This is a genomic window from Frigoribacterium sp. NPDC087798 (assembly GCF_044742985.1).
In the GTDB taxonomy this organism is placed as follows: domain Bacteria; phylum Actinomycetota; class Actinomycetes; order Actinomycetales; family Microbacteriaceae; genus Frigoribacterium.
This window is the reverse complement of sequence record NZ_JBIUVP010000007.1, coordinates 18,203-39,089: the sequence shown is the minus strand read 5'-3', so window position 1 is coordinate 39,089 and position 20,887 is coordinate 18,203. Positions and strand designations below refer to the sequence as shown.

Annotated in this window: 18 protein-coding genes; 9 read left to right on the top strand and 9 right to left on the bottom strand. The window is 72.9% G+C overall.

Annotation, left to right across the window (positions count from 1 at the left end; all coding sequences use genetic code 11):
* Positions 1-25 precede the first annotated feature (25 nt).
* The gene (locus ACIOSR_RS14690; RefSeq protein ID WP_159825185.1) at positions 26-2,149 is read right to left on the bottom strand and encodes an ATP-dependent DNA helicase RecQ; all 2,124 of its coding nucleotides are present in this window, start codon (positions 2,147-2,149) and stop codon (positions 26-28) included.
* A 102-nt stretch (positions 2,150-2,251) separates the two neighbouring features.
* Positions 2,252-2,773 (bottom strand): DoxX family protein, encoded by a 522-nt coding sequence (locus ACIOSR_RS14685; protein WP_173150750.1) that lies wholly within the window; start codon positions 2,771-2,773, stop codon positions 2,252-2,254.
* 80 nt (positions 2,774-2,853) lie between these two features.
* On the opposite strand from ACIOSR_RS14685, the gene ACIOSR_RS14680 reads away from it, so the two are divergent.
* The gene (locus ACIOSR_RS14680; RefSeq protein ID WP_402753005.1) at positions 2,854-3,885 is read left to right on the top strand and encodes an alcohol dehydrogenase catalytic domain-containing protein; all 1,032 of its coding nucleotides are present in this window, start codon (positions 2,854-2,856) and stop codon (positions 3,883-3,885) included.
* A gap of 6 nt (positions 3,886-3,891) precedes the next feature.
* Here the strand turns inward: ACIOSR_RS14680 and ACIOSR_RS14675 are convergent, their stop codons facing one another.
* Complete coding sequence (locus ACIOSR_RS14675; RefSeq protein WP_173150752.1) at positions 3,892-4,083, bottom strand: hypothetical protein; 192 nt, start codon at positions 4,081-4,083, stop codon at positions 3,892-3,894.
* A gap of 60 nt (positions 4,084-4,143) precedes the next feature.
* Between ACIOSR_RS14675 and ACIOSR_RS14670 the strand changes: the two genes are divergently transcribed.
* Positions 4,144-4,527, top strand: a complete 384-nt coding sequence (locus tag ACIOSR_RS14670; RefSeq protein WP_402753004.1) for a cupin domain-containing protein — start codon at positions 4,144-4,146, stop codon at positions 4,525-4,527.
* Between the two features lie 47 nt (positions 4,528-4,574).
* Here ACIOSR_RS14670 and ACIOSR_RS14665 read toward each other — a convergent pair whose 3' ends face one another.
* Positions 4,575-5,402, bottom strand: coding sequence for an alpha/beta hydrolase (locus tag ACIOSR_RS14665; RefSeq protein ID WP_402753003.1), 828 nt, complete (start codon positions 5,400-5,402; stop codon positions 4,575-4,577).
* Positions 5,399-6,070 (bottom strand): TetR/AcrR family transcriptional regulator, encoded by a 672-nt coding sequence (locus ACIOSR_RS14660; protein WP_277959202.1) that lies wholly within the window; start codon positions 6,068-6,070, stop codon positions 5,399-5,401. The genes ACIOSR_RS14665 and ACIOSR_RS14660 overlap by 4 nt, the downstream gene beginning before the upstream one ends.
* 110 nt (positions 6,071-6,180) lie before the next feature.
* Here ACIOSR_RS14660 and ACIOSR_RS14655 point away from each other — a divergent pair, with 110 nt between their 5' ends.
* From ACIOSR_RS14655 to ACIOSR_RS14640, 4 genes are read left to right on the top strand one after another with little or no spacing between them, the layout of a single operon-like run.
* On the top strand, positions 6,181-7,518 hold the full coding sequence (locus tag ACIOSR_RS14655; protein WP_056044890.1) for an extracellular solute-binding protein: 1,338 nt from the start codon (positions 6,181-6,183) through the stop codon (positions 7,516-7,518).
* Complete coding sequence (locus tag ACIOSR_RS14650) at positions 7,515-8,477, top strand: carbohydrate ABC transporter permease (protein WP_056044767.1); 963 nt, start codon at positions 7,515-7,517, stop codon at positions 8,475-8,477. Before ACIOSR_RS14655 ends, ACIOSR_RS14650 begins: the two co-directional genes overlap by 4 nt.
* The gene (locus ACIOSR_RS14645) at positions 8,474-9,445 is read left to right on the top strand and encodes a carbohydrate ABC transporter permease (RefSeq protein ID WP_402753002.1); all 972 of its coding nucleotides are present in this window, start codon (positions 8,474-8,476) and stop codon (positions 9,443-9,445) included. Before ACIOSR_RS14650 ends, ACIOSR_RS14645 begins: the two co-directional genes overlap by 4 nt.
* Positions 9,442-12,585, top strand: a complete 3,144-nt coding sequence (locus ACIOSR_RS14640) for a glycoside hydrolase family 2 TIM barrel-domain containing protein (protein ID WP_402753001.1) — start codon at positions 9,442-9,444, stop codon at positions 12,583-12,585. Before ACIOSR_RS14645 ends, ACIOSR_RS14640 begins: the two co-directional genes overlap by 4 nt.
* Positions 12,586-12,708: 123 nt before the next feature.
* Here ACIOSR_RS14640 and ACIOSR_RS14635 read toward each other — a convergent pair whose 3' ends face one another.
* Both ACIOSR_RS14635 and ACIOSR_RS14630 read right to left on the bottom strand, forming a co-directional pair.
* The gene (locus tag ACIOSR_RS14635; protein WP_402753000.1) at positions 12,709-13,428 is read right to left on the bottom strand and encodes a class I SAM-dependent methyltransferase; all 720 of its coding nucleotides are present in this window, start codon (positions 13,426-13,428) and stop codon (positions 12,709-12,711) included.
* The gene (locus ACIOSR_RS14630; RefSeq protein ID WP_402752999.1) at positions 13,425-14,444 is read right to left on the bottom strand and encodes an FAD-dependent oxidoreductase; all 1,020 of its coding nucleotides are present in this window, start codon (positions 14,442-14,444) and stop codon (positions 13,425-13,427) included. Before ACIOSR_RS14630 ends, ACIOSR_RS14635 begins: the two co-directional genes overlap by 4 nt.
* A gap of 80 nt (positions 14,445-14,524) precedes the next feature.
* On the opposite strand from ACIOSR_RS14630, the gene ACIOSR_RS14625 reads away from it, so the two are divergent.
* Together ACIOSR_RS14625 and ACIOSR_RS14620 are read left to right on the top strand one after the other, a co-directional pair.
* Positions 14,525-15,142, top strand: a complete 618-nt coding sequence (locus ACIOSR_RS14625) for a helix-turn-helix domain-containing protein (protein WP_402752998.1) — start codon at positions 14,525-14,527, stop codon at positions 15,140-15,142.
* Positions 15,143-15,218: 76 nt separating this feature from the next.
* Complete coding sequence (locus ACIOSR_RS14620; protein ID WP_402752997.1) at positions 15,219-18,734, top strand: TM0106 family RecB-like putative nuclease; 3,516 nt, start codon at positions 15,219-15,221, stop codon at positions 18,732-18,734.
* Positions 18,735-18,765: 31 nt separating this feature from the next.
* Here the strand turns inward: ACIOSR_RS14620 and map are convergent, their stop codons facing one another.
* Positions 18,766-19,542, bottom strand: coding sequence for a type I methionyl aminopeptidase (gene map, locus ACIOSR_RS14615; RefSeq protein WP_402752996.1), 777 nt, complete (start codon positions 19,540-19,542; stop codon positions 18,766-18,768).
* Positions 19,543-19,622: 80 nt separating this feature from the next.
* Between map and ACIOSR_RS14610 the strand changes: the two genes are divergently transcribed.
* Positions 19,623-19,922, top strand: a complete 300-nt coding sequence (locus tag ACIOSR_RS14610) for a helix-turn-helix transcriptional regulator (RefSeq protein ID WP_402752995.1) — start codon at positions 19,623-19,625, stop codon at positions 19,920-19,922.
* 75 nt (positions 19,923-19,997) lie between these two features.
* Here ACIOSR_RS14610 and tmk read toward each other — a convergent pair whose 3' ends face one another.
* Positions 19,998-20,654, bottom strand: coding sequence for a dTMP kinase (gene tmk / locus ACIOSR_RS14605; protein ID WP_402752994.1), 657 nt, complete (start codon positions 20,652-20,654; stop codon positions 19,998-20,000).
* Between the last annotated feature and the right edge of the window lie 233 nt (positions 20,655-20,887).

Genomic DNA, 20,887 nt, shown 5'->3' with positions numbered 1-20,887 from the left:
GACGCGGCGGCCCGCCGGGGACGACTCAGCCGACCACCGCGAGGGCGAAGGGCAACACGGCGGGGGCCCCTGCGCGGCGCAGGTCGCGTCCGGCCACCGTGAGCGTCCAGCGGCTGTCGACCAGGTCGTCGACGAGCAGCACCGGCCCGGACACGTCGGCGAGGGCCGCGGCCAACTCGGGGCCGACCTCGAAGGACTGCCAGACGTCGGCCAGACGGTAGACGCTGTTGCCGCCCTGGCCGCGGCCGGCCGAGGGGCGGGCGCTGCCGAGCGTGCCGAGCAGCGGCAACCGCCCGACGGTGCTGATCGCCTCGGCGAGCGACCCGACGAGCTGCGGCCGTGACGTCGACGGCATCGCCACGACCCCCACCGGCCGTTCGGCCCACGGCCACTCCTTCAGGACGCGCACGACCCCGTCGAGCAGGTGCTTCGACAGGGGCGCGTCGGGAGCGGTCGCCGCGAAGACCTCGCGGAGGGTGTTGCCCCACCCGAGGTCGGTCAGTCGGGCGAGCGCCCGCCCCGGCTCGACCCGTTCGCCCTCGGGGATCTTGCCCTTGACGGCGACCCCGGCCCGGTCGGCGCCCGTGGGCCACTGGGCCCGGGGGTCGATCTCGACGCCGACCCGGTCGAGGGTGCTCGCGGCCGAGGTCGCCGCCTCGCCGGCGATGTCGGTCGGGTACCAGGTGCCCGCGCAGACGTCGCACCGCCCGCAGGGCTCGGCGGCCGGATCGTCGAGGTCGACCTGCAACATCTGCATGCGGCAGGTCTCGCCGCGCTCGAACGCGAGCATCGACTCTTGCTCGGCGACCCGGGCCGCGGCGATGCGGTCGTAGCGTTCGGCGTCGTAGACCCAGGGCTCGCCCGTGCTCACCCAGCCGCCCTGGACCCGGCGGACGGCACCGTCGACGTCGAGCACCTTGAGCATCAGTTCGAGCGGGGTGCGCTTGACGTCGACCCGCGCCTCGAGGGCGGGCGTCGACAGCGGTGTCTCGCCCAGCTCGGCCAGCACGGCCGCCGCCCGCGCCTCAGAAGGCATCGAGGCCGTGGCGAAGTACTGCCAGATCTCGGCGTCCTCGGTGCCGGGCAGCAGCAGCACGTCGGCGTTGTCGGTGGCGCGACCCGCTCGGCCGATCTGCTGGTAGTACGCGACGGGCGACGACGGCGCGCCGAGGTGGATCACGAAGCCGAGGTCGGGTTTGTCGAAGCCCATGCCGAGGGCGCTCGTGGCGACCAGTGCCTTGAGGTCGTTGCCCTTTAGGCGCTGTTCGAGCTGTTCGCGTTCTTCGGGGTCGGTGCGGCCCGAGTACGACCGCACGTCGTGCCCGGCCTCGCGCAGCAGGCGGGCGGTGTCGTCGGCGGCCGAGATCGTGAGCGTGTAGATGATGCCGCTGCCGGGCAGGTCGGCGAGGTGGCTGAGCAGCCAGCCGAGTCGATCGCGCGAGGTCGGCAGCTGCAGCACCCCGAGACGCAGGGAGGCGCGCGCCAGCGACCCCCGGATCGTCAGCACCTCGTCGCCCGGCCCCACGGCGAGTTGCTCGGCGACGTCGGCCACGACGCGAGCGTTGGCCGTGGCCGTCGTCGCCAGGACGGGCACGCCCGTGGGCAGGGTGCGGATGAGGTCGGCGAGGCGACGGTAGTCGGGCCGGAAGTCGTGGCCCCAGTCGGAGATGCAGTGCGCCTCGTCGACGACGAGCATGCCGAGCCGGGCGATGAGGACGGGCAGCTGCTCGTCGCGGAAGCGCGGGTTGTTGAGTCGTTCGGGGGAGACGAGCAGCACGTCGATCTCGTCGTCGACGAGCTGCTGCTGGACGTCGGACCACTCGTGGGCGTTCGCCGAGTTGACCGCGACGGCCCGGACCCCGGCCCGGGCGGCTGCGGCGACCTGGTCGCGCATCAGGGCGAGCAGGGGGGAGACGAGCAGCGTCGGGCCGGTGCCGCGTCGACGCAGCAGCAGGGTGGCGATGAAGTACACCGCCGACTTGCCCCAGCCGGTGCGCTGGACGACGAGGGCTCGACGACGATCGGCGACGAGCGCCCGGATGGCCTCGAGCTGGCCGTCGTGGAAGACGGCGTCGTCGCGCCCGGTGAGCGCCCGCAGCAGGTCGAGTGCCTCGGCGTCGATGTCGGTCGCGGTGCTCGTCGGTGTCATGGCCCCATGCTCGCAGAGGCCACCGTCACCCGCCGGACGGACGGAGGGCGCGACCACCCGACGTCGGGGGTCGCGCCCTGGGGACGAGACGAGGGAGGCGGGTCAGCCCGCCGAGGAGTCCGAGCCCGGCTCGGCCGGGGGAGTGGCCCGCTTGCCCAGCTCGACCGCCACGAACGAGGCGATGACGCCGGCGACGAGGGCGAAGACCGTTCCGCCGGCACCCCACGACTTCTTGCCGAAGAGCTGGTCGACCGACGGCCCGCCGGGGCCCGAGGCCAGGGCGGCGGCGGCGGCGATCAGGACGGCGTTGTACTCGTAGCCGCCCTCGGTCACCCACGGGCCCTTGGAGAGATGCACCTTGCGGACGGCGGTGACCATCGTGCCGACGATGCCGGCGGCGGCGAGCGGGGTCGCCGCGCCGAGGGCGAGGGCGGCACCGCCGGCAGTCTCGGTGACCGCGACCAGACGGGCGTTGCGGGCGGCGGGGTGCATCCCCGTGCCGGCCATCATCTGCTCGGTGCCGGCGAGTCCGGGACCGTCGAAGGCGCCGGTCAGCTTCTGGAGTCCGTGGCCGACGAAGAAGCCGCCGACGGTCAGGCGGAGGAGGGTGGATGCGAGGCTCATGCACCGTTCCTACCCGGTGTGGGCCGTCGCCGTCCGCGGCGGGGAGCGTCCGGTCCGCCCGCTCGTGTCAGGATCGGGGGATGCGCGCCGTCCAGTACGACCAGTTCGGGTCGATCCCGACCATCGTCGACCTCCCGGCACCCGTGCCGCCCGCCCACGGCGTCGTGGTCCGCGTCGCGGCCACGGGGGTGTGCCGGAGCGACTGGCACGCCTGGAAGGGTCACGACGACTCGGTGCGCCTTCCCCACGTGCCGGGCCACGAGTTCGCGGGCGTGGTGACGGCGGTGGGTGCCGACGTCGCCCGGGTCGCCGTCGGCACCCGCGTGACCGCCCCGTTCGTCTTCGCCTGCGGCACGTGCGACGAGTGCCGTGCCGGTGCCACCCAGGTCTGCTCGCGTCAGCAGCAGCCCGGCTTCACCCTTCCCGGCTCGTACGCCGAGTCGCTGGTCGTCCCGCACGCCGACGTGAACGTCATCGCCCTGCCGGACGAGGTCGGCTTCGTCGAGGCGGCGGCGCTCGGCTGCCGCTTCGGCACGGCGTACCACGCCCTGCACGCCCGGGCCCGCGTCCGGGCGGGTGAGTGGGTCGCCGTCTTCGGCTGCGGCGGAGTGGGTCTCTCGGCGGTCGCCGTGGCGGTGGCCGCCGGTGCTCACGTCGTCGCGTCGGACATCTCGCCCGCCGCCCTCGAACGGGCCGCCGACCTGGGTGCCGAGACCGTCCCCATGGACGACCTCGCCGTCGACCGGGTCCGAGCCCTCACCGGCGGAGGCGCCGACGTCGCCCTCGACGCGTTCGGCAGCCGGGTGACGTCCGCGGCGTCCGTCGCGTCCCTTCGTCCGCGGGGTCGACACGTCCAGGTGGGCCTGCTGCTCGACGACGAGGCCGCCCCGGTGATCCCGATGGGGCGGGTGATCGCCGACGAACTCGAGCTGTTGGGCAGTCACGGCATCTCGGTGGGCGAGTACGCCGCGATGCTCGACGACGTCGTCGCGGGTCGACTGCGTCCGCAGGAGTCCATCGGTCGGATCATCGCCTTCGACGACCTGCCCGACGCCGTGGCCGCCATGGACCGGCCGGCGACCACCGCCGGCATGACGGTGGCCGTGTTCTGACCCGATCTACCGCAGTCGTCGAAGGTTGGTGACGCTCAGCCAGATCAGGCAGAGCATGCCGATCAGCGTGAAGTACGACCCCGACTTCCCCGGATCGAGGACGATCAGGACGATCGAGGCCGCCGCGATCGTCACGGCGACGGCGAGGAGGACGCGCCACGTGGTGCGACCCGTCGGGGGCGGGGGATTCGACGTCATGCTCCATGCTGTCATCCCTCCCCGGCGTCCGCGAGGGGCCCGGCACGGGAGGATGGCCCCATGACTGCACTCCAGGGAATCAACGTCGCGGCCGAACTCCGACAGGTGACCGAGCACTGGACGCCGCGGGTGGTCGGGCAGGTGAACGACCAGTACGTGAAGGTCGCGAAGCTGCTCGGCGAGCTCGTCTGGCATGCCCACGACGCCGAGGACGAGATGTTCCTCGTCGTCTCGGGCACCTTGCGCATCCAGCTCCCCGACGACCACGAGGTGGTGCTCACCCCCGGGCAGTTCCACGTCGTGCCTCGGGGGGTGCCGCACAACCCCGTCGCCGACGACGAGGTCGAGATCGTGCTGATCGAGACCACCACGACGGCCCACACCGGTGACGTCGTCGTCGACCGCACCGTGCCCGTCCACCGTCAGGTCGGCGACTTCCGCTGACGGCGACCCCGAGGAGGCGCGGGCTGCCTTCCCGAGGACACGGCAGGTCAGCCGCCGCGGGTCCACTCCGCGACGAGCGAGACGGTGTGGGCGTACTCGGCCAGCCGGGGCCGGTTCAGGAAGGCATGTCGGGTGCCCGGCAGGACGTGGTGCCGCACGTCGACCCCCGCGTCGGCGAGCTCCCCGGCGAACACGTCGCCCGAGGCGCGCATGTTGTCGCGCTCGGCGGCCACCACGAGCGTCCGGGGGAATCCCGTGAGGTCGTGCCCTCCGGGGAAGGCGAGACGGTCGGCCAGCGCGGTCGGCGAGCCGGCGTAGTTGCGGTTCATCACGTCGAGCGCCCACCTCGCGTGGCTGAGTCCCCGGTGGCCGCCCGACCGGTGTCGTGCCTCCGCCATCGGGGGATGCGCCGGGTGGAAGAAGCCGTAGGCGAAGACGGCGCCGACCGGAGGGCGACCCTCGTCGATCGTGCGGAGGGTGGCCGCCGCGGCGAGGCACGCCCCCGCGCTCGCGCCTCCGACGATGACGCCCTCGGGCGACCGGTCGGCCACCTCGCCGTAGGCCGTCGCCACGTCGTCGAGTGCCCCCGGGTACCGACTGCGCGACGGCATCAGCCGCCCGGCCACGAGACCGAGACCCGGAGGAGGCGCGAGGCGGTAGTCCACCGTGGCGACCCTCACCCCGCGTGCGGCGAGCGACCGCGCCACGTCGTGCGCCTCCGGCTGGTCGAGCCCCCCGCGGAAGAACCCACCGCCGTGCAGCCACAGCAGCGTCGGCCCGGTCGGGGCCGACGTCCTCGGCCAGGGCTCGTACCAGCGGACGGGCACGGGGCCCCGGTCGGTCCCGCCACCCGGAGCGGCGAGTAGTCGGCTCATGCCCCGCCGACCGCGTCGTCGGGCAGGACCAACAGGTCGAGGTGGTCCCGCAACTGCTGCACGACGTCGATGCGGTCCGGGTCGAGCAGCCACTGGAGCTGGATGCCGTCCCACAGGGCCACGAGCCCGGACGCCGCCCGGTCGGGGTCGACCCCGGGGCGCAACCGGCCCCGCGCCTCCAGCGCTCGCAGGGCGTCGCCGTACTCGGCACGCAGACGCTCGAAGCGCTCCCGCACGTAGTCGCTGCCGGGGTTGCCGGTCGTGACCGCCTCGCCCGCCAGCACCGCGTAGAGCGCGATGAGCCCGGGCACCGTCTCGTTGTGTCGCGCCTGCCCGAGGACGGTCCCGATCAGGTCACCCCGGTCGGGAGGCTCGGCCGAACGGTCCGAGACCGTGTCGCGACGTTCGAGCACCGCGAGCAGCAGCGCGCTCTTCGACGGGAAGTAGTGCAGCAGGCTCGTCTGGCTCATGCCGACGACGTCCGCCACGTCACGGAGCGACCCGCCGACGTAGCCCTTGGTCGAGAACACCTCGAAGGCCGCCTCGACGATCGCGAGCCGGCGTTCGGCCGACTTCGCGTACGGGCCGCGACGCGTGGGACGAGAACCGTCGGCGCCACCCGCGGGCGCGCCTCCTGGGTCGCTCGTCGTCGAGCCGGTCGTCGTCATGATCGGCCACTCTACGACCTCCCGGCCACCTCGCCCGTGAAATTCGAGCGACCACTCGAATTTGTGTTAGCGTCGCTGACGCCACGGCCCCACGACGAAGTGAGATGAACATGAGCCCGATTTCCCGACGGCAGTTGCTCGGCCTGGGGGTGACCGCCGGCGCCACTGCCATGCTCGCCGGCTGCGCCACGCCCGGGACGACCTCCGTGAACTCCCTGCCGACCATCCCCGCGGCCGACGGCCCGGTCAAGCTCCAGTACTGGGCCTGGCTCAAGGGCCTCGACCAGGTCACCGCCCTGTACAACAAGAGCCAGTCGCGCGTCCAGGTCGAGACCGTCTTCATCCCCGGCGGCAACGCGGGCGGCTACCAGAAGCTGTACTCGGCGCTCGCCGCGGGGGCCGGGCCCGACATCGCCCAGGTCGAGCTGCGCTCGCTGCCCGAGTTCCTCCTCGCCAACGGCGTCGTCGACCTGAAGCGCTACGGCGCCGACCAGTACGCCGACCTCTACGACCCCACGCTGTGGAACCAGGTCAGCTACACCGACGGCGTCTACGCGATCCCTCAGGACAGCGGCCCGATGGGCATGTTCTACCAGCCCGCCGTCTTCGACACGGTCGGCGCCGGCGTGCCCGCCACGTGGGACGAATGGGCCGCGGTCGGCACCGAGCTCAAGGGGGCCGGCGTGCTGATGGACTCCTTCCCGCTCGCCGACGCCTCGCTCTTCGCCGCCTACGCCACCCAGGCCGGCGCCTCGTGGCTGCGCGCCGAGGACGACGGCTGGGTCATCGACATGACCGACGAGGCGACCCTGACCGTCGCCCGGTTCTTCGACAAGGCGATCGACGACGGCATCGTCACGACCGCCTACGGCGCCTACACGCCGGCCTGGTTCTCGGCCGCCAGCGCGGGCACGATCGCCTCCGTCGCGACCGGCTCGTGGGGTGACGCCCTGATCGAGGGCGTCAGCGGCGCCGAGGGCAAGTGGAAGTGCGCCCCGCTGCCCACCTGGCAGACCGGCTACGCGTCGAGCTTCCTCGGCGGCTCGACCGCCGCGATCCTCGCGAACAGCCAGCACCCCCAGGAGGCGCTGGACTTCGCCGTCTGGATGACCACGACCCCCGAGGGCATCAACGCCCTCATCGAGTTCTGCGGCATCGGTTGGTCGCCGGCCCGCGACGTCGTCGGCTCGCTGCGCGAGCAGCCCAGCCCGTTCTTCAGCGGTCAGAACTACAACCAGGAGGTCTTCGTGCCCGCCACGAAGGAGTCCTCGCAGAACCAGGACTGGAGCTGGTGGCCCATCACCCAGCAGTCCTTCAACATCCTGAGCGACGGGTTCCGGGGCAAGGCGTCGGGCGGCACGCTCGTCGACGCCGTGGCCCAGGCCGAGAAGGACATCATGGCGGTCTTCCAGAACAAGGGCCTCACCATCCGTAAGGCGAACGCATGAGCGCCGCGACCGACACCAGGCCCGACGCGGCGACGGACTCGACCCGCGCCTCCTCGGGGCCCCGCCGCAGCAGCTCGAAGGGCGCCGTCAAGCGGGCGCCCTGGGTGCTGCTCGCGCCGTTCCTGGCGCTCTTCGCCCTGACCTTCGTGATCCCGATCGTCATCGCCCTCTTCTCGAGCTTCACCAAGGTCACCCGCAGCGGCCTGTTCGGCGAGGGCGGCGTGACCAGCGGCTTCGCCGGCTTCGACAACTACGCCCAGGTCATCGGCGACCCCAACTTCGTCGCCTCGATCGGCCGCATGTTCCTGTTCGGCATCGTCCAGGTGCCGGTCATGCTCATCCTCTGCACGGTGCTCGCGCTGCTGCTCGAGTCGGCGTCGGCGAAGTGGCCGGGCGTGTTCCGCGCCGCGTACTTCCTGCCGTACGGCGTGCCCGGCGTCATCGCGACCATCCTCTGGTCGTTCCTGTACGTGCCCGGTCTCAGCCCGATCATCGACATCGGCGAGGTCTTCGGCGTCACCCCCGACTTCCTCGGGGCGAACACCGTGCTGTGGTCGATCGCGAACATCGTGACCTGGAGCTACACCGGCTACAACATGCTGATCATCATCGCCCAGCTCAAGTCGATCCCGGTCGAGCTGTACGAGGCCGCCAAGGTCGACGGTGCGTCGTCGTTGCGCGTCGCGTTCAGCATCCAGCTGCCGCTGATCCGACCGGCCCTGCTGCTCACCGCCGTCTTCTCCATCATCGGCACCCTGCAGCTGTTCGCCGAGGCCCAGGTGCTGCAACGCGTCTCGCCGGCGATCGACAGCCAGTACACGCCCAACCTCAGCGCGTACACCACGGCCTTCGCCTACAACGACTACAACGTCGCGGCCGCCCAGTCCGTGCTGATCGCCCTCGTCGCGTTCGCGCTGTCGATCACGTTCCTCAGCATCACGAACAGGAAGCAGAAATGAGCCTCTCGACGAAGGGCGCCGAGCACGCCACCGAGACCGAGTCCATCGTGACGGCACAGGGTCGCGGCCGCGGTGCCGAGAAGCCCGCCCGCCGCCGCGCCCGGAGCGCCGGCCCCGACCGCACGGCCGGACGCTCGAAGGCGTCCACCATCGTCGTCACGGCCGTCCTGGTCGTGGTGGCGCTGTACTTCCTGGTGCCGGTCTACTGGGTCGTCGTCGCGGCGACCAAGACCACGCCCGACCTGTTCGGCACGTTCGGCTTCTGGTTCGCCCCGACCTTCTCGCTCTGGGACAACCTCGGCCAGGTGCTGACCTACGGCGACGGCATCTTCGTGCGGTGGGTGCTCAACTCGGTGCTCTACGCCGGCGTGGGAGCCCTGATCGCGACGTACTTCGCCGCGGCCGGCGGCTACGCGCTCGCCAAGTACGAGTTCCGCGGACGCAACGTCGTCTTCGGCACGATCCTCGGCGGCGTGCTCGTGCCCGGCACCGCCACGGCCCTGCCCCTCTTCCTGCTGTTCAGCCAGATGGGCATCGCCAACACCTACTGGAGCGTGCTGCTGCCGTCGCTCGTGTCGCCGTTCGGCCTGTTCCTCTGCCGCATCTACGCGCAGGCCACGGTCGACACGTCGCTCATGGAGGCCGCCCGCCTCGACGGCGCCAGCGAGCTGCGCATCTTCCACACCCTGGGACTGCGCATCCTCACCCCGGCGCTCGTCACGGTGTTCCTGTTCCAGCTCGTGGGCATCTGGAACAACTACTTCCTGCCCCTGGTCATGCTGAGCGACGTGGACAAGTTCCCCGTCACGCTCGGCCTCAACAACTGGCTCAGCCAGACCGACCGCCTGCCCGAGTTCTACCAGCTGACGACCGGCGGCGTGCTGCTGTCGATCATCCCGCTGGTCATCGCCATGGTCGTCCTCCAGCGCTTCTGGCGCGGCGGCCTCACCGAAGGAAGCGTCAAGTGACCCCCAGCACCACACCGTCCACCGTCTCCGCCGACTACCTCACCGACACCGGCCCGGGTCAGGGTGCCCGCACCCCGGCGCGGTCGTGGCTGCACACCGACGCCCCGACGCTGTCCCTCGACGGCACCTGGTCGTTCCGCCTGCTGCCCGGCGCCCCCGGCACGCTGGGCGGCCGCGGCGTGCTGCCCGAGGGCGAGCCCGTCGACGGCGTCGGCGCGATCGACCTCGACGAGTCGTCCTGGGGCGAGATCGAGGTGCCGTCGCACTGGGTTCTCGGTGGCGACGGTTCGCGCGGCGCCCCGATCTACACCAACGTGCAGTTCCCGTTCCCGACGGAGCCGCCCTTCGTGCCCGACGCGAACCCGACCGGCGACCACCGCCGGACGTTCGAGCTGCCGTCGTCCTTCGACGGCGCCGAGCGCGTGCTGCTGCGGTTCGACGGCGTCGAGTCGCGCTACGTGGTGTGGCTGAACGGCGTCGAGATCGGCATGGGCGTCGGCAGCCGCCTCGCCCAGGAGTTCGACGTCACCGACGCCCTGCACCCGGGCGAGAACGTGATCGCGGTGCGCGTGCACCAGTGGTCGGCGTCGAGCTACGTCGAAGATCAGGACCAGTGGTGGCTGCCCGGCATCTTCCGCAGCGTCACGCTGCAGGCCCGCCCGGTCGGCGGCCTCGACGACGTCTGGCTGCAGACGCCGTTCCACGGCACGGCCGGTCAGGGCGAAGGAGGCGCGGCGATCGTCCCCGAGATCACCGCCGGCGAGGCCGCCTACCCGATCACCCTCTCGGTGCCCCAGCTCGGCGTCGAGGTGACCTGGGCCACCCCGGCCGACGTCGCGCCCGTCGCGCTCGACGCGGTCGAGCCGTGGTCCGCCGAGACCCCGCGCCTCTACGACGCGACCGTCTCGAGCGCGGGCGGCGCCGAGACCGTCTCGTTGCGCCTCGGCTTCCGCACGGTCCGCATCGTGGGCGACCAGTTCGAGGTCAACGGCCGCCGCGTCGTGTTCCACGGCGTCAACCGCCACGAGACCCACCCCGACCGTGGCCGCGTCTTCGACGAGGAGTGGTCGCGCCGCGACCTCGCCCAGATGAAGCGGTTCAACGTGAACGCGATCCGCACGTCGCACTACCCGCCGCACCCGCGCCTCCTCGACCTCGCCGACGAGCTGGGCTTCTGGGTCGTCCTCGAGTGCGACCTCGAGACCCACGCCTTCGAACGCCAGGAGTGGATCGGCAACCCCAGCGACGACCCGGACTGGCACGACGCCTACGTCGACCGCATGGTGCGCACCGTCGAGCGCGACAAGAACCACCCGAGCATCGTCCTCTGGTCGCTCGGCAACGAGGCGGGCACGGGCCACAACCTCGCGGCGATGGCGGCGTGGACCCACGCCCGTGACGGGGGCCGTCCCGTGCACTACGAGGGCGACTACACGGGCGCCTACACCGACGTCTACTCGCGCATGTACTCGTGGATCGACGAGACGCGCGCCATCGGGTCGGGCGACGAGTCCGTCCCGCTGCTCGGCTGCACGCCGGCCGAGGCGGCGCGCCAGCGCTCCAAGCCGTTCCTGCTCTGCGAGTACGTCCACGCGATGGGCAACGGCCCCGGCGCGATCGACGAGTACGAGGACCTGGTCGACGCCCACCCGCGCCTGCACGGCGGCTTCGTCTGGGAGTGGCGCGACCACGGCCTGCGCACGCACACGGCCGACGGCGTCGAGTACTTCGGCTACGGCGGCGACTTCGGCGAGGTCGTCCACGACGGCAACTTCGTCATGGACGGCATGGTGCTGAGCGACGACACCCCGTCACCGGGCCTGTACGAGTGGGCCCAGGTCGTGGCCCCGATCCGCCTGCGCTTCCAGACGCCCACCGGCGACGGTCGATCGGTGCTCGTCGTGTCGAACCTCCGGCACTCGGCCGACGCCTCCGACGTCGTCTTCCGCTGGGTCGCGTCACACGACGGCGAGGAGGTGCGCTCGGGCACGCTCGACGTGGTCGGCCTCGACGGCGGCGCCCTGGCCGCCCACGAGACGGTCGTCGTCCCGCTGCCCGAGGTGCCCGTGTCGGGCACCGGCGAGACGTGGTTCACGGTCACCGCCGAGCTCGCCGACGCCACCGTGTGGGCGGACGCGGGTCACGTGCTCTCGACCCAGCAGCTCGACCTCACGCCGGCACCGGTGCGGGTCGCGACACCGCGCCCCGCAGTCGTGGGCGACGTGCGCGACCACGTGGCCCGCGCCTCCTCGGGGCGCGTCGAGCTCGGTCCGGCCGTCTTCGACGACGGGCGGCTGGTCTCGCTGGCCGGGCGCCCGGTCGACGGCGCCCGTCTCGAGCTGTGGCGCGCGCCGACCGACAACGACCGCGGCGAGTGGCTGACGCCGAAGGACCGCGACCGCGACGTGATGCGCAACCGCCACCGCGTCGACCTGTACGAGGTCGGCGTGCTGCCCAGCTCACAGGACACCTGGCTGCTCGCCGGGCTCGACCGGCTCACCGCGCGCGTCGAGTCGGTGAGCGTCGCGCCGGACTCGGTCCGGGTGCGGACGCGCTACGCCGCGGCCGACACGCGCAACGCCGTGACGACCGACGAGCAGTGGCAGCTCGTCGGTGACGACCTCTGGCTGTCGGTCGACATCGTCCCGACGGGGTGGTGGGACATGGTCTGGCCCCGCGTCGGCGTGCGCTTCGACCTGCCGGGCGACGTCGACCACGCCTCGTGGTTCGGCACCGGTCCGCGCGAGTCCTACCCCGACAGCCGTCACTCGGCGTTCGTCGGTCGCTACGAGTCGGGCATCGACGACCTGTCGGCCGGGTACGCCCGCCCACAAGAGACGGGGCACCGCAGCGACCTGCGCACGCTCGACCTCGGCCCCGCCGGTCGGCCGTGGCTGCGCGTCGAGGCGGTGCCGAGCGCCACGGGCGGACGACCCGGCTTCACGCTGAGCCGCCACACGGCCCAGCAGATCGGCGTGGCCGAGCACCCGCACGAGCTGCCCGCGAGTGACCGCACCCACCTGTACCTCGACGCCGCCCAGCACGGCGTCGGGTCGCGGGCGTGCGGGCCGGACGTCGCGTCGCGGCACGTGCTGCGTCCGGGCGCCCACCAGCTGCGCCTGAAGTTCAGCGCGCTGTAGCGGGCCGACCCCGCCGAGGACGGGCGGGTCCGTGCCGGGCGGGCGTCTCAGGACGCCCGTGCCGGACGGACCCGCCCGTCCTGCGTGCGGCCGCGTCCGCGTGCCGCCCGGGCGGCGCCGACCTCAGCCGTCCCGGCGCGTCGCGCGGACGACCACGTCGGCCACGTGCCAGACCTCACCGTCGGGGCCCGTCATGTCACGCGGGCGCACCTCGGCGACGTCGACCCGCCACGAGTCGGGGGAGAGCCCGCCGACCACCTCGCCGACGGTGAAGAGCATGCCCGGGTCGCCGTGCTTCCCGGCGCCGCCCGGCAGGGCGTCGACGTCGTGGCCGACGATCAGCAGGGTGCCGCCCGGTGCCACGCCGTCGGCCAGTGCCGGGAACAGCCGCTCGCGGTCGGTGGGCGGCAGGTGCATGAAGTGCGCCGTGACGAGGTCGAAGGAGGCGCGGGTCGGGCTCCACTCCGTCAGGTCCGCCTGCTGCCAGGTGAGGTGGGCCGGGTCGACGTCCTCCTGCTCGCGGGCGAGCGCGGCCGCCTTGTCGAGGGCGTTCTGCGAGATGTCGACGCCCGTGACCCGCCAGCCCCGCGAGGCGAGCCAGAGGGCGTCGCCGCCCTCGCCGCTGCCGACGTCGAGTGCGCGACCGGGCGCCAGCTGGGCGACCTCGGCGACGAGGGCGGCGTTGGGGCGTCCGCTCCAGGCGCGGCCGGGCTGCCCGTAGCGGTCCTCCCAGTAGTCACGGTCGAAGACGGGGTGGGCGTGCCCGTTCCCGTGTCGCTCCTGCCTCTGCTCCTGCTCGTGCTCGTGGTGGTGCTGCTGCTGCCCTTGCTCCGCCTCGCTCATGCGTCGATCCTCTCCCCGGTGCGCAGGGCGGCGACGGCCGCCGCGACCTCGTCCGTCACCAGGTCCATGTTGATCGCTGCACCGGCCATCGTGCCCGCCGCGGCCGCCGCGACGACCTGCGCCATCGGCTCGGTGACGTTGCCGGCGAGCCAGACCCCCGGCACGGACGATCGGCCGGTGAGCGGCTCGATCGTGGCGAGGTGGGTGCCGACGCCGGCGGGGTGCTCGGTCGCCTCGAGTCCGAGGTCGGCGAGGAAGTCCGCCCTCGAGCGCACCCGGGCCATGACGGCCAGGGCGCCGACGTCGACCGTGCGACCGTCGTCGAGCGTCACGCCGGTGAGGGCGTCGTCCTCGACCCGGAGGCGCGCGACCGGGCCGTCGACCACGGTGACCCCGCGGGCCCGCAACTGCTCGGCCTGCTCGTCGTCGGGGGTGAACGAGGCGTTGGTGAACAGGACGATCTCGCGGCTCCACTGCCCGAAGAGCAGGGCCTGGTGCATCGCGAACGGGCTCGTGGCCAGCACGCCGATCACGCGGTCCTGCGCCTCCCAGCCGTGGCAGTACGGGCAGTGCACGGCGTCGCGGCCCCAGCGCTCGGCGAGGCCGTCGACGGCGGGCAGCTCGTCGACGAGGCCGGACGTCACCAGGAGGCGCCGGGCGCGCACCTCGGACGCGTCACCACCCCTGCCGGTGACGGTCACGACGAAGGGGGCGACGGGGTCGTCGTCGCGACGGACGCCGGTCACGGTGCCCGACGTGATCGCGCCTCCGTACGCCCCGACCTCGGCGCGACCGAGGCGGGTGAGCTCGCGCGGGGCGACGCCGTCGCGGGTGAGGAACGCATGGACGCCCTCGGCGGGAGCGTTGCGGGGCCGGTCGTCGTCGACGACGAGCACGGTGCGGCGGGCGCGGACGAGCGACAGGGCGCCGCTGAGTCCGGCGGCACCGCCGCCGATCACGACGACGTCGTGGACGACGTCGTGGACGGCGTCGACCGAGTCAGTGTTCTGGTTCATGGTGTGACCTCCTGACCCGATCCTGCGACCTGGGTCGTCGGGCTGGCAAGCTCTGTTGCCGAAGTGGCAAGATGACCGGCATGGACCACCCCACGAACGCCCCCGGTGCCGACGCCCCGAGCACCGACGACGTCCTCGCCGCGGTCGGCCCGCGCCTGCGTAGCCTGCGCGCGCGGCGCGGCGTGACCCTCGCCGAACTGGGGGAGCGGACCGGCATCTCGGTCAGCACCCTGTCCCGGCTCGAGTCCGGGCTCCGGCGGCCCACCCTCGAACAGCTGTTGCCGCTCGCCCGCGAGCACGGGGTTCCGCTCGACGACCTCGTCGGCGCGCCCGAGACCGGCGACCCCCGCGTGCACCTCAAGCCCCGGCAACAGCACGGCATGACGGTCGTGCCGCTCTCGCGCGGGGGCGGCGCGATCCAGGCCTTCAAGATGGTGATTCGTGCGGCCTCGCCTCGGAGCGAACCCGTGCTCCGCACGCACGAGGGCTACGACTGGCTGTACGTGTTGCGTGGACGCATCCGGCTCGTGCTGGGCGACCTCGACCTCGTGCTGCCCGCCGGCGAGGCGGCCGAGTTCGACACGCGCACGCCGCACTGGTTCGGCCGGGCCGACGACCGGGCCGTCGAGGTGCTCAGCCTGTTCGGTCGGCAGGGCGAGCGGCTGCACCTGCGGACCGCGCCCGGCTCGCCCGCGTGAGGCGTCCCGGGGTGTCGGTGGCGCCTCCTAGGCTCGGGGCGGGCGTCCAGGCCGCGTCCCGACAGAAGGAGTCCGCGTGTACCTCGACGACGACCGGGTGGTCACCAGCCCGTCCGACCTGACGACTTGGTCCGCGTGCGAGTGGTCGTTCCTCCGACGGCTCGACGCGAAGCTCGGCCGGGTCGATGCCGTCGCCGACGCGTCCGACGACATGCTCGACCGCACGGCCCGGCTCGGCGACGCGCACGAATTGCGCTACCTCGAGGCGCTGCGGGCGACCCGTGACGTCGTCGAGTTCGACCGTCCGGCCCCGTCGGGCTACGCGGCGGCCGCCGAGGAGGCGCGGCTCGCCATGGCCTCCGGGGCCGACGTGCTCTTCCAGGCGACGTTCTTCGACGGATCGTTCATCGGCTTCAGCGACTTCGTGGTGCGCACCGACGACGGCACCTACGAGGTCTACGACACGAAGCTCGCCCGCCACGCGAAGATCCCCGCGCTGCTGCAGGTCGCGGCCTACACCGACCAGATCCGGGCGCTCGGGCTGCCGTCGGCCGACACCGTGCGCCTCGTGCTCGGCGACGGCAGCGAGAGCGTGCACGACGTCGCCGACGTGCTGCCGGTCTACCGGGTCCAGCGTGACCGGCTGCGGGCCGCCCTCGCCGAGCGGCTCGCCGCCGAGGGGCCGCTCGCCTGGGGCGACCCGGGCGTCACCGCCTGCGGGCGCTGCACGGCCTGCCAGGCCCAGGTCGACGAGCACCGCGACCTCGTGCTCGTCGCCGGCCTGCGCGGCGAGCAACGTCAGCGGCTGCACCTGGCCGGCGTCGCCACGATCGACGAGCTCGCCGGGTCGGACGGGCCCGTCGCCGGCATCGGGGCGACGGCCCTCGCCCGGCTGCGGGGGCAGGCCCGGGTGCAGCTCGCCACCGAGCGCGACCACACCGGCGCGCCCGCGGTCGAGGTCGTCGACGCCGACGCCCTGCGGACGATCCCGCGGCCCGACGCCGGCGACGTCTTCTTCGACTTCGAGGGCGACCCGCTCTACACCGAGGGCGACGGGCGGGCCTGGGGCCTCGACTACCTCTTCGGGCTGGTCGAGGCCGACGGCACCTTCCGGGCCTTCTGGGCTCATGACTTCGCGGGCGAGCGGCAGGCGCTGATCGACTTCCTCGACTACCTCGCCGAGCGCCGCCGGCGATTCCCCGACCTGCACGTGTACCACTACGCCTCGTACGAGCGCAGCCACCTGCTCTCGCTGGCGGCGCGCCACGGCGTCGGCGAGGACGCGGTCGACGACCTGCTCCGCGACGGCGTGCTCGTCGACCTCTACCCGGTCGTGCGGCAGGCGTTGCTCGTCGGGTCGCACAGCTACTCGCTCAAGAAGCTCGAGCCGCTCTACATGGGTGACGATCTCCGGCAGAGCGACGTCAAGACGGCCACCGCCAGCATCACGATGTACGTCGACGCCATCGCCGAACGCACCACCGGCGACGCGTCGCGGGGTGACCAGATGCTCGACGAGGTCCGCGACTACAACGAGTACGACTGCCGGTCGACCCTGCGGCTGCGCGACTGGTTGCTCGAGCTGGCCGACCGGCACGGCACCCGGGGTGACGACCCCGACGGCCCGACCGCGCCCGACCCGCTCGAACTCGCCCGCGTGCCCCGCGAGCCGAACCCGGTCGCCGTGGGCCTCGCGGCGCACGTGGCCGACGTCGACCCGCTCGACCGCACCCCCGACCAGACGGCCATCGCCCTCGCGGCGTCGGCCATCGACTACCACCGCCGCGAGGCCAAGACGTTCTGGCAAGAGCACTTCGACCGCCTCCGCAACCCGGTCGACGACTGGGCCGACACCCGCGACGTGTTCGTGGTCGAGACGGCGTCGGTCGAGCGCGAGTGGCAGAAGCTTTCCCGGGCCCGCAAGCTCAGCCGCGAGGTGCGGCTGCGCGGCCGCCTCGCGCCCGGCAGTCGCCTGGGCGAAGGAGGCGCTCCCTACGCCGTCTACGACGCTCCCGTCCCGCCCGGGGTCGCCTCGCTCGGCCCCGGGCTGCGGGGTGCCGTCGGGTCGACGGTGGTCGAGGCCGGCCCGAACGGCGACCGGCACGAGGTCGTGCTGCTCGAGCGCGTCACCGGCGACGACGACCGGCACGACGCGTTCCCGGTCGCGCTGACGCCCGCCGCGCCTCCCCGGGCCACTCCGCAGCCCGAGGCGATCGCCGAATGGGGTGGGCACGTGCTCGACGCCCTGCCCGAGATGCTGCCCGACCCGGCGTTCGACCTGCTGCGGCGGCAGCCGCCGCGTCGGCGGTCGGGTGGCGGGCCCGCACGCGTGGTCGGGAACGACACCGTCTCGGCCGTCGTCGAGACCCTGCTCGACCTCGACCGCTCGTACCTCGCCGTCCAGGGCCCTCCCGGCACGGGCAAGACCTACGTCGGTTCGCGGGTCGTCGCCCGGCTCGTTCGTGAGCACGGTTGGCGCGTGGGGGTCGTCGGGCAGTCGCACGCCGTGGTCGAGAACGTCCTGCGGGCGGCCATCACGGCCGGCGTCGATCCCGAGCGCGTGGGCAAGGTGCCGAAGTCGGGCACGACCGCCGAGCAGGCCGACGAGCAGCCCTGGCGTGCCCTGAAGTCCGGCGGTGAGGCCGCGTTCCTCGCCGAGGCCGACGGTGGCGCGGGCGGTGCCGGGGTCGACGGCGGCGGGCAGGCCGTGGGGGCCGTGTTCGGGGCGACGGCCTGGGGGTTCGCCAACGCCGACAAGGTGGCCCGCGCCTCCCTCGACCTGCTGGTCGTCGACGAGGCCGGGCAGTTCTCCCTCGCCTCGACCGTGGCGGCCTCGGTCGCCGCGACGCGGTTGCTGCTGCTCGGCGACCCGCAGCAGCTGCCGCAGGTCAGCCAGGGCAGCCACCCCGAGCCGGTCGACGAGTCGGCCCTCGGCTGGTTGGCCGACGGCCACGACGTGCTTCCGGCCGAGTACGGCTACTTCCTCGCCACCACCTGGCGCATGCATCCGGCGCTGTGCGCCCCGGTCAGCGAGCTGTCCTACGGCGGGGCACTGACCGCCCATGCCTCCGACCGCCGGCTCGAGGGCGTCGCACCCGGCCTGCACGTCGAACCGGTGACGCACGTCGGCAACACGACCTCGTCGGTCGAGGAGGCCCGGGCGGTCGTCGAGATCGTGCGGTCGGTCGTCGGGCTCGACTGGTCGGACGCCGACGGCACCCGGCCCCTGACCGCGGCCGACGTCATCGTCGTCGCGCCGTACAACGCCCACGGCGCCGTGCTGCGCGAACACCTCGACGCGGCCGGCTTCGACGAGACGCCCGTCGGCACGGTCGACCTGTTCCAGGGGCAGGAGGCCGTCGTGGCCGTCGTCTCGCTGGCGGCGTCGAGTGCCGCCGACATCCCGCGCGGGCTGGACTTCCTGCTGATGCCGAACCGGTTGAACGTGGCCTTGTCGCGGGCGAAGTGGGCGGCGTTCCTGGTGCACTCCCCGCTGCTCGCGACGGGCTTGCCCACCTCGATCGCGGGGCTCGGGCTGCTGAGCGGGTTCCTGCGCCTGACCGGGCAGGGCCAGCCGGCCGTCGAGGGTTGAGCCTGTCCGTGCGGAGGGGCTGGCGGTCGGGCTAGCGGACGGGGCGCCGCGTCAGCACCTCGGCGCCGTCCTCGGTGATGGCGATCGTGTGCTCGCTGTGGGCCGTCCGGCAGCCCGTCGCGCTGCGCAGCGTCCAGCCGTCGGCGTCCGTGACGAGCTCGTCGGTGTCGGTCATCACCCACGGTTCGAGCGCGAGCAACAGCCCGGGCCGCAGGCGGTAGCCCCGCCCCGGGCGCCCGGTGTTCGACACGTGCGGGTCCTGGTGCATGGTCGAGCCGATGCCGTGGCCGCCGAACTCGACGTTGATCGGGTAGCCCGCGTCCGACAGCACCGAGCCGATCGCGTGCGACAGGTCGCCGATGCGCGCCCCCGGCCCGGCCGCCGCGATGCCGGCCTCGAGCGCCCGCTCGGTCGTCTCGATCAGGCGGACGCTCTCGGCCGGACGGGAGTCGCCCACGACGAAGCTCACGGCCGAGTCGGCCGCCACCCCGTCGAGCACGACGGCGAGGTCGAGCGTCAGCAGGTCGCCGTCGTCGAGTCGTCGGTCGTGCGGCAGCCCGTGCAGCACGGCGTCGTTCACGGCCGTGCAGACGTAGTGGCCGAAGGGGCCCCGGCCGAACGACGGCGCGTAGTCGACGTAGCACGAGACCGCCCCGGCCTCGTCGATCATCGTCTGGGTCCACGAGTCGACGTCGAGCAGGTTCGTGCCGACGGTCACCCGGTCGCGCAGCGTCTGCAGGATGGTGCCGACGAGTGCGCCGGTCGCCCGGGCCCGTTCGATCTCGGAGGGGTTCAAGATCTCGATCATGGGTGTCCTGCCGTTCGCGTGCCGAAGATCATCCCGGTAAAGGTATCCCACTCGGGCCTCCGGCGCACTACGCTCGGGGCATGGTCCGTCTGCCGCTCACGCCCGCCGAGATCGAACGCGGTCGCCGCCTCGGGGTGCTGCTGAGGCGGGCCCGTGGCTCCCGGCCGATGCTGCAGGTCGCCCTGGACGCCGGGCTGTCGCCCGAGACCCTGCGCAAGATCGAGACCGGTCGCGTGGCGACCCCGGCCTTCTCGACGATCGCCGCGATCGCCGCCGTCGTCGGGTTGTCGCTCGACGACGTCTGGGCCGAGATCACGCGCGACGGGGCCGGGGGAGCAGCGGACGCACCGTCCGTCGTCGACGCGGCCCGCGCCTCCTGACCCCGTCGGGGTGTCGCCCACGTGTCGGGGCGACAGGCACGTCGTGACGGCTCGGTCACCCGAGGAGGCGCGGTGTCAGCCCTGCGGACGCGCCAGCGACCCGAGGTCGAGCCGGGTCGAGACCTCGTGCCAGACGGCGTCGGCGAGTTCGTCGGTCGAGCGGTCGGCGTCGACCGTGACGACGACCTCGTCGGCCTGCTCGATGGCCTCGGCGTAGCGTTCGCGGGCTGCCCGGAGTCGCTCGTCGACCTCGAACCGGTCGGTGGTCGTGCGTCCGCTGGCGAGGCGCTCGAGGGCGACCTCGGGCGAGACGTCGAGGTAGATCGTCAGGTCGGGCAGCATCAGGTCGGTGCTGATGGAGTTCGACGAGGCGATCCAGTCGCTGCCCACGTCGGACGCCTGGTAGGCCTGTGACGACAGGTGGTACCGGTCGCAGAGGACGGTCGTGCCCCGCTCGACGATGCCGAGCATGCCGTCGTGGGTATTGGTGATGTGGTCGAGGCGGTCGGCGACGAAGAGCGACGCGATGACGCGGTCGTCCAGGTCGACCCGGCGGTTGAAGCCGTTGCGGATCAACGTGCCGACGGGGCCGTTCGTCGGCTCGGCCGTCTGGTGCACCGGCACCCCCGCGTCCTGGAGGCGGGCGGTGAGCAGACGCGCCTGCGTCGACTTGCCCGACCCGTCGATGCCCTCGAACACGATGAACGCCCCACGGGCTGCCTGATCCGTCACCCGGCGAGCCTATCGATCGTCGCCCCCGTCGCGGGACGGACCGCGACGCGGACGTGTGCCGACGGAGGCAGCCCCAGGAGGCGCGGTGAGGTCCCCGATCCCGCCCTCGACGTCTCCGGTCAGCACACGGTGGTGAACGATGCAGGGTGCGCGGTCACCGGTGATCGGTGCGGGGCTGAGTGGTGACGACGTGAGTCGTAGCGCTGCCCTCCGCGCCTGCAGGGTGACCGGGA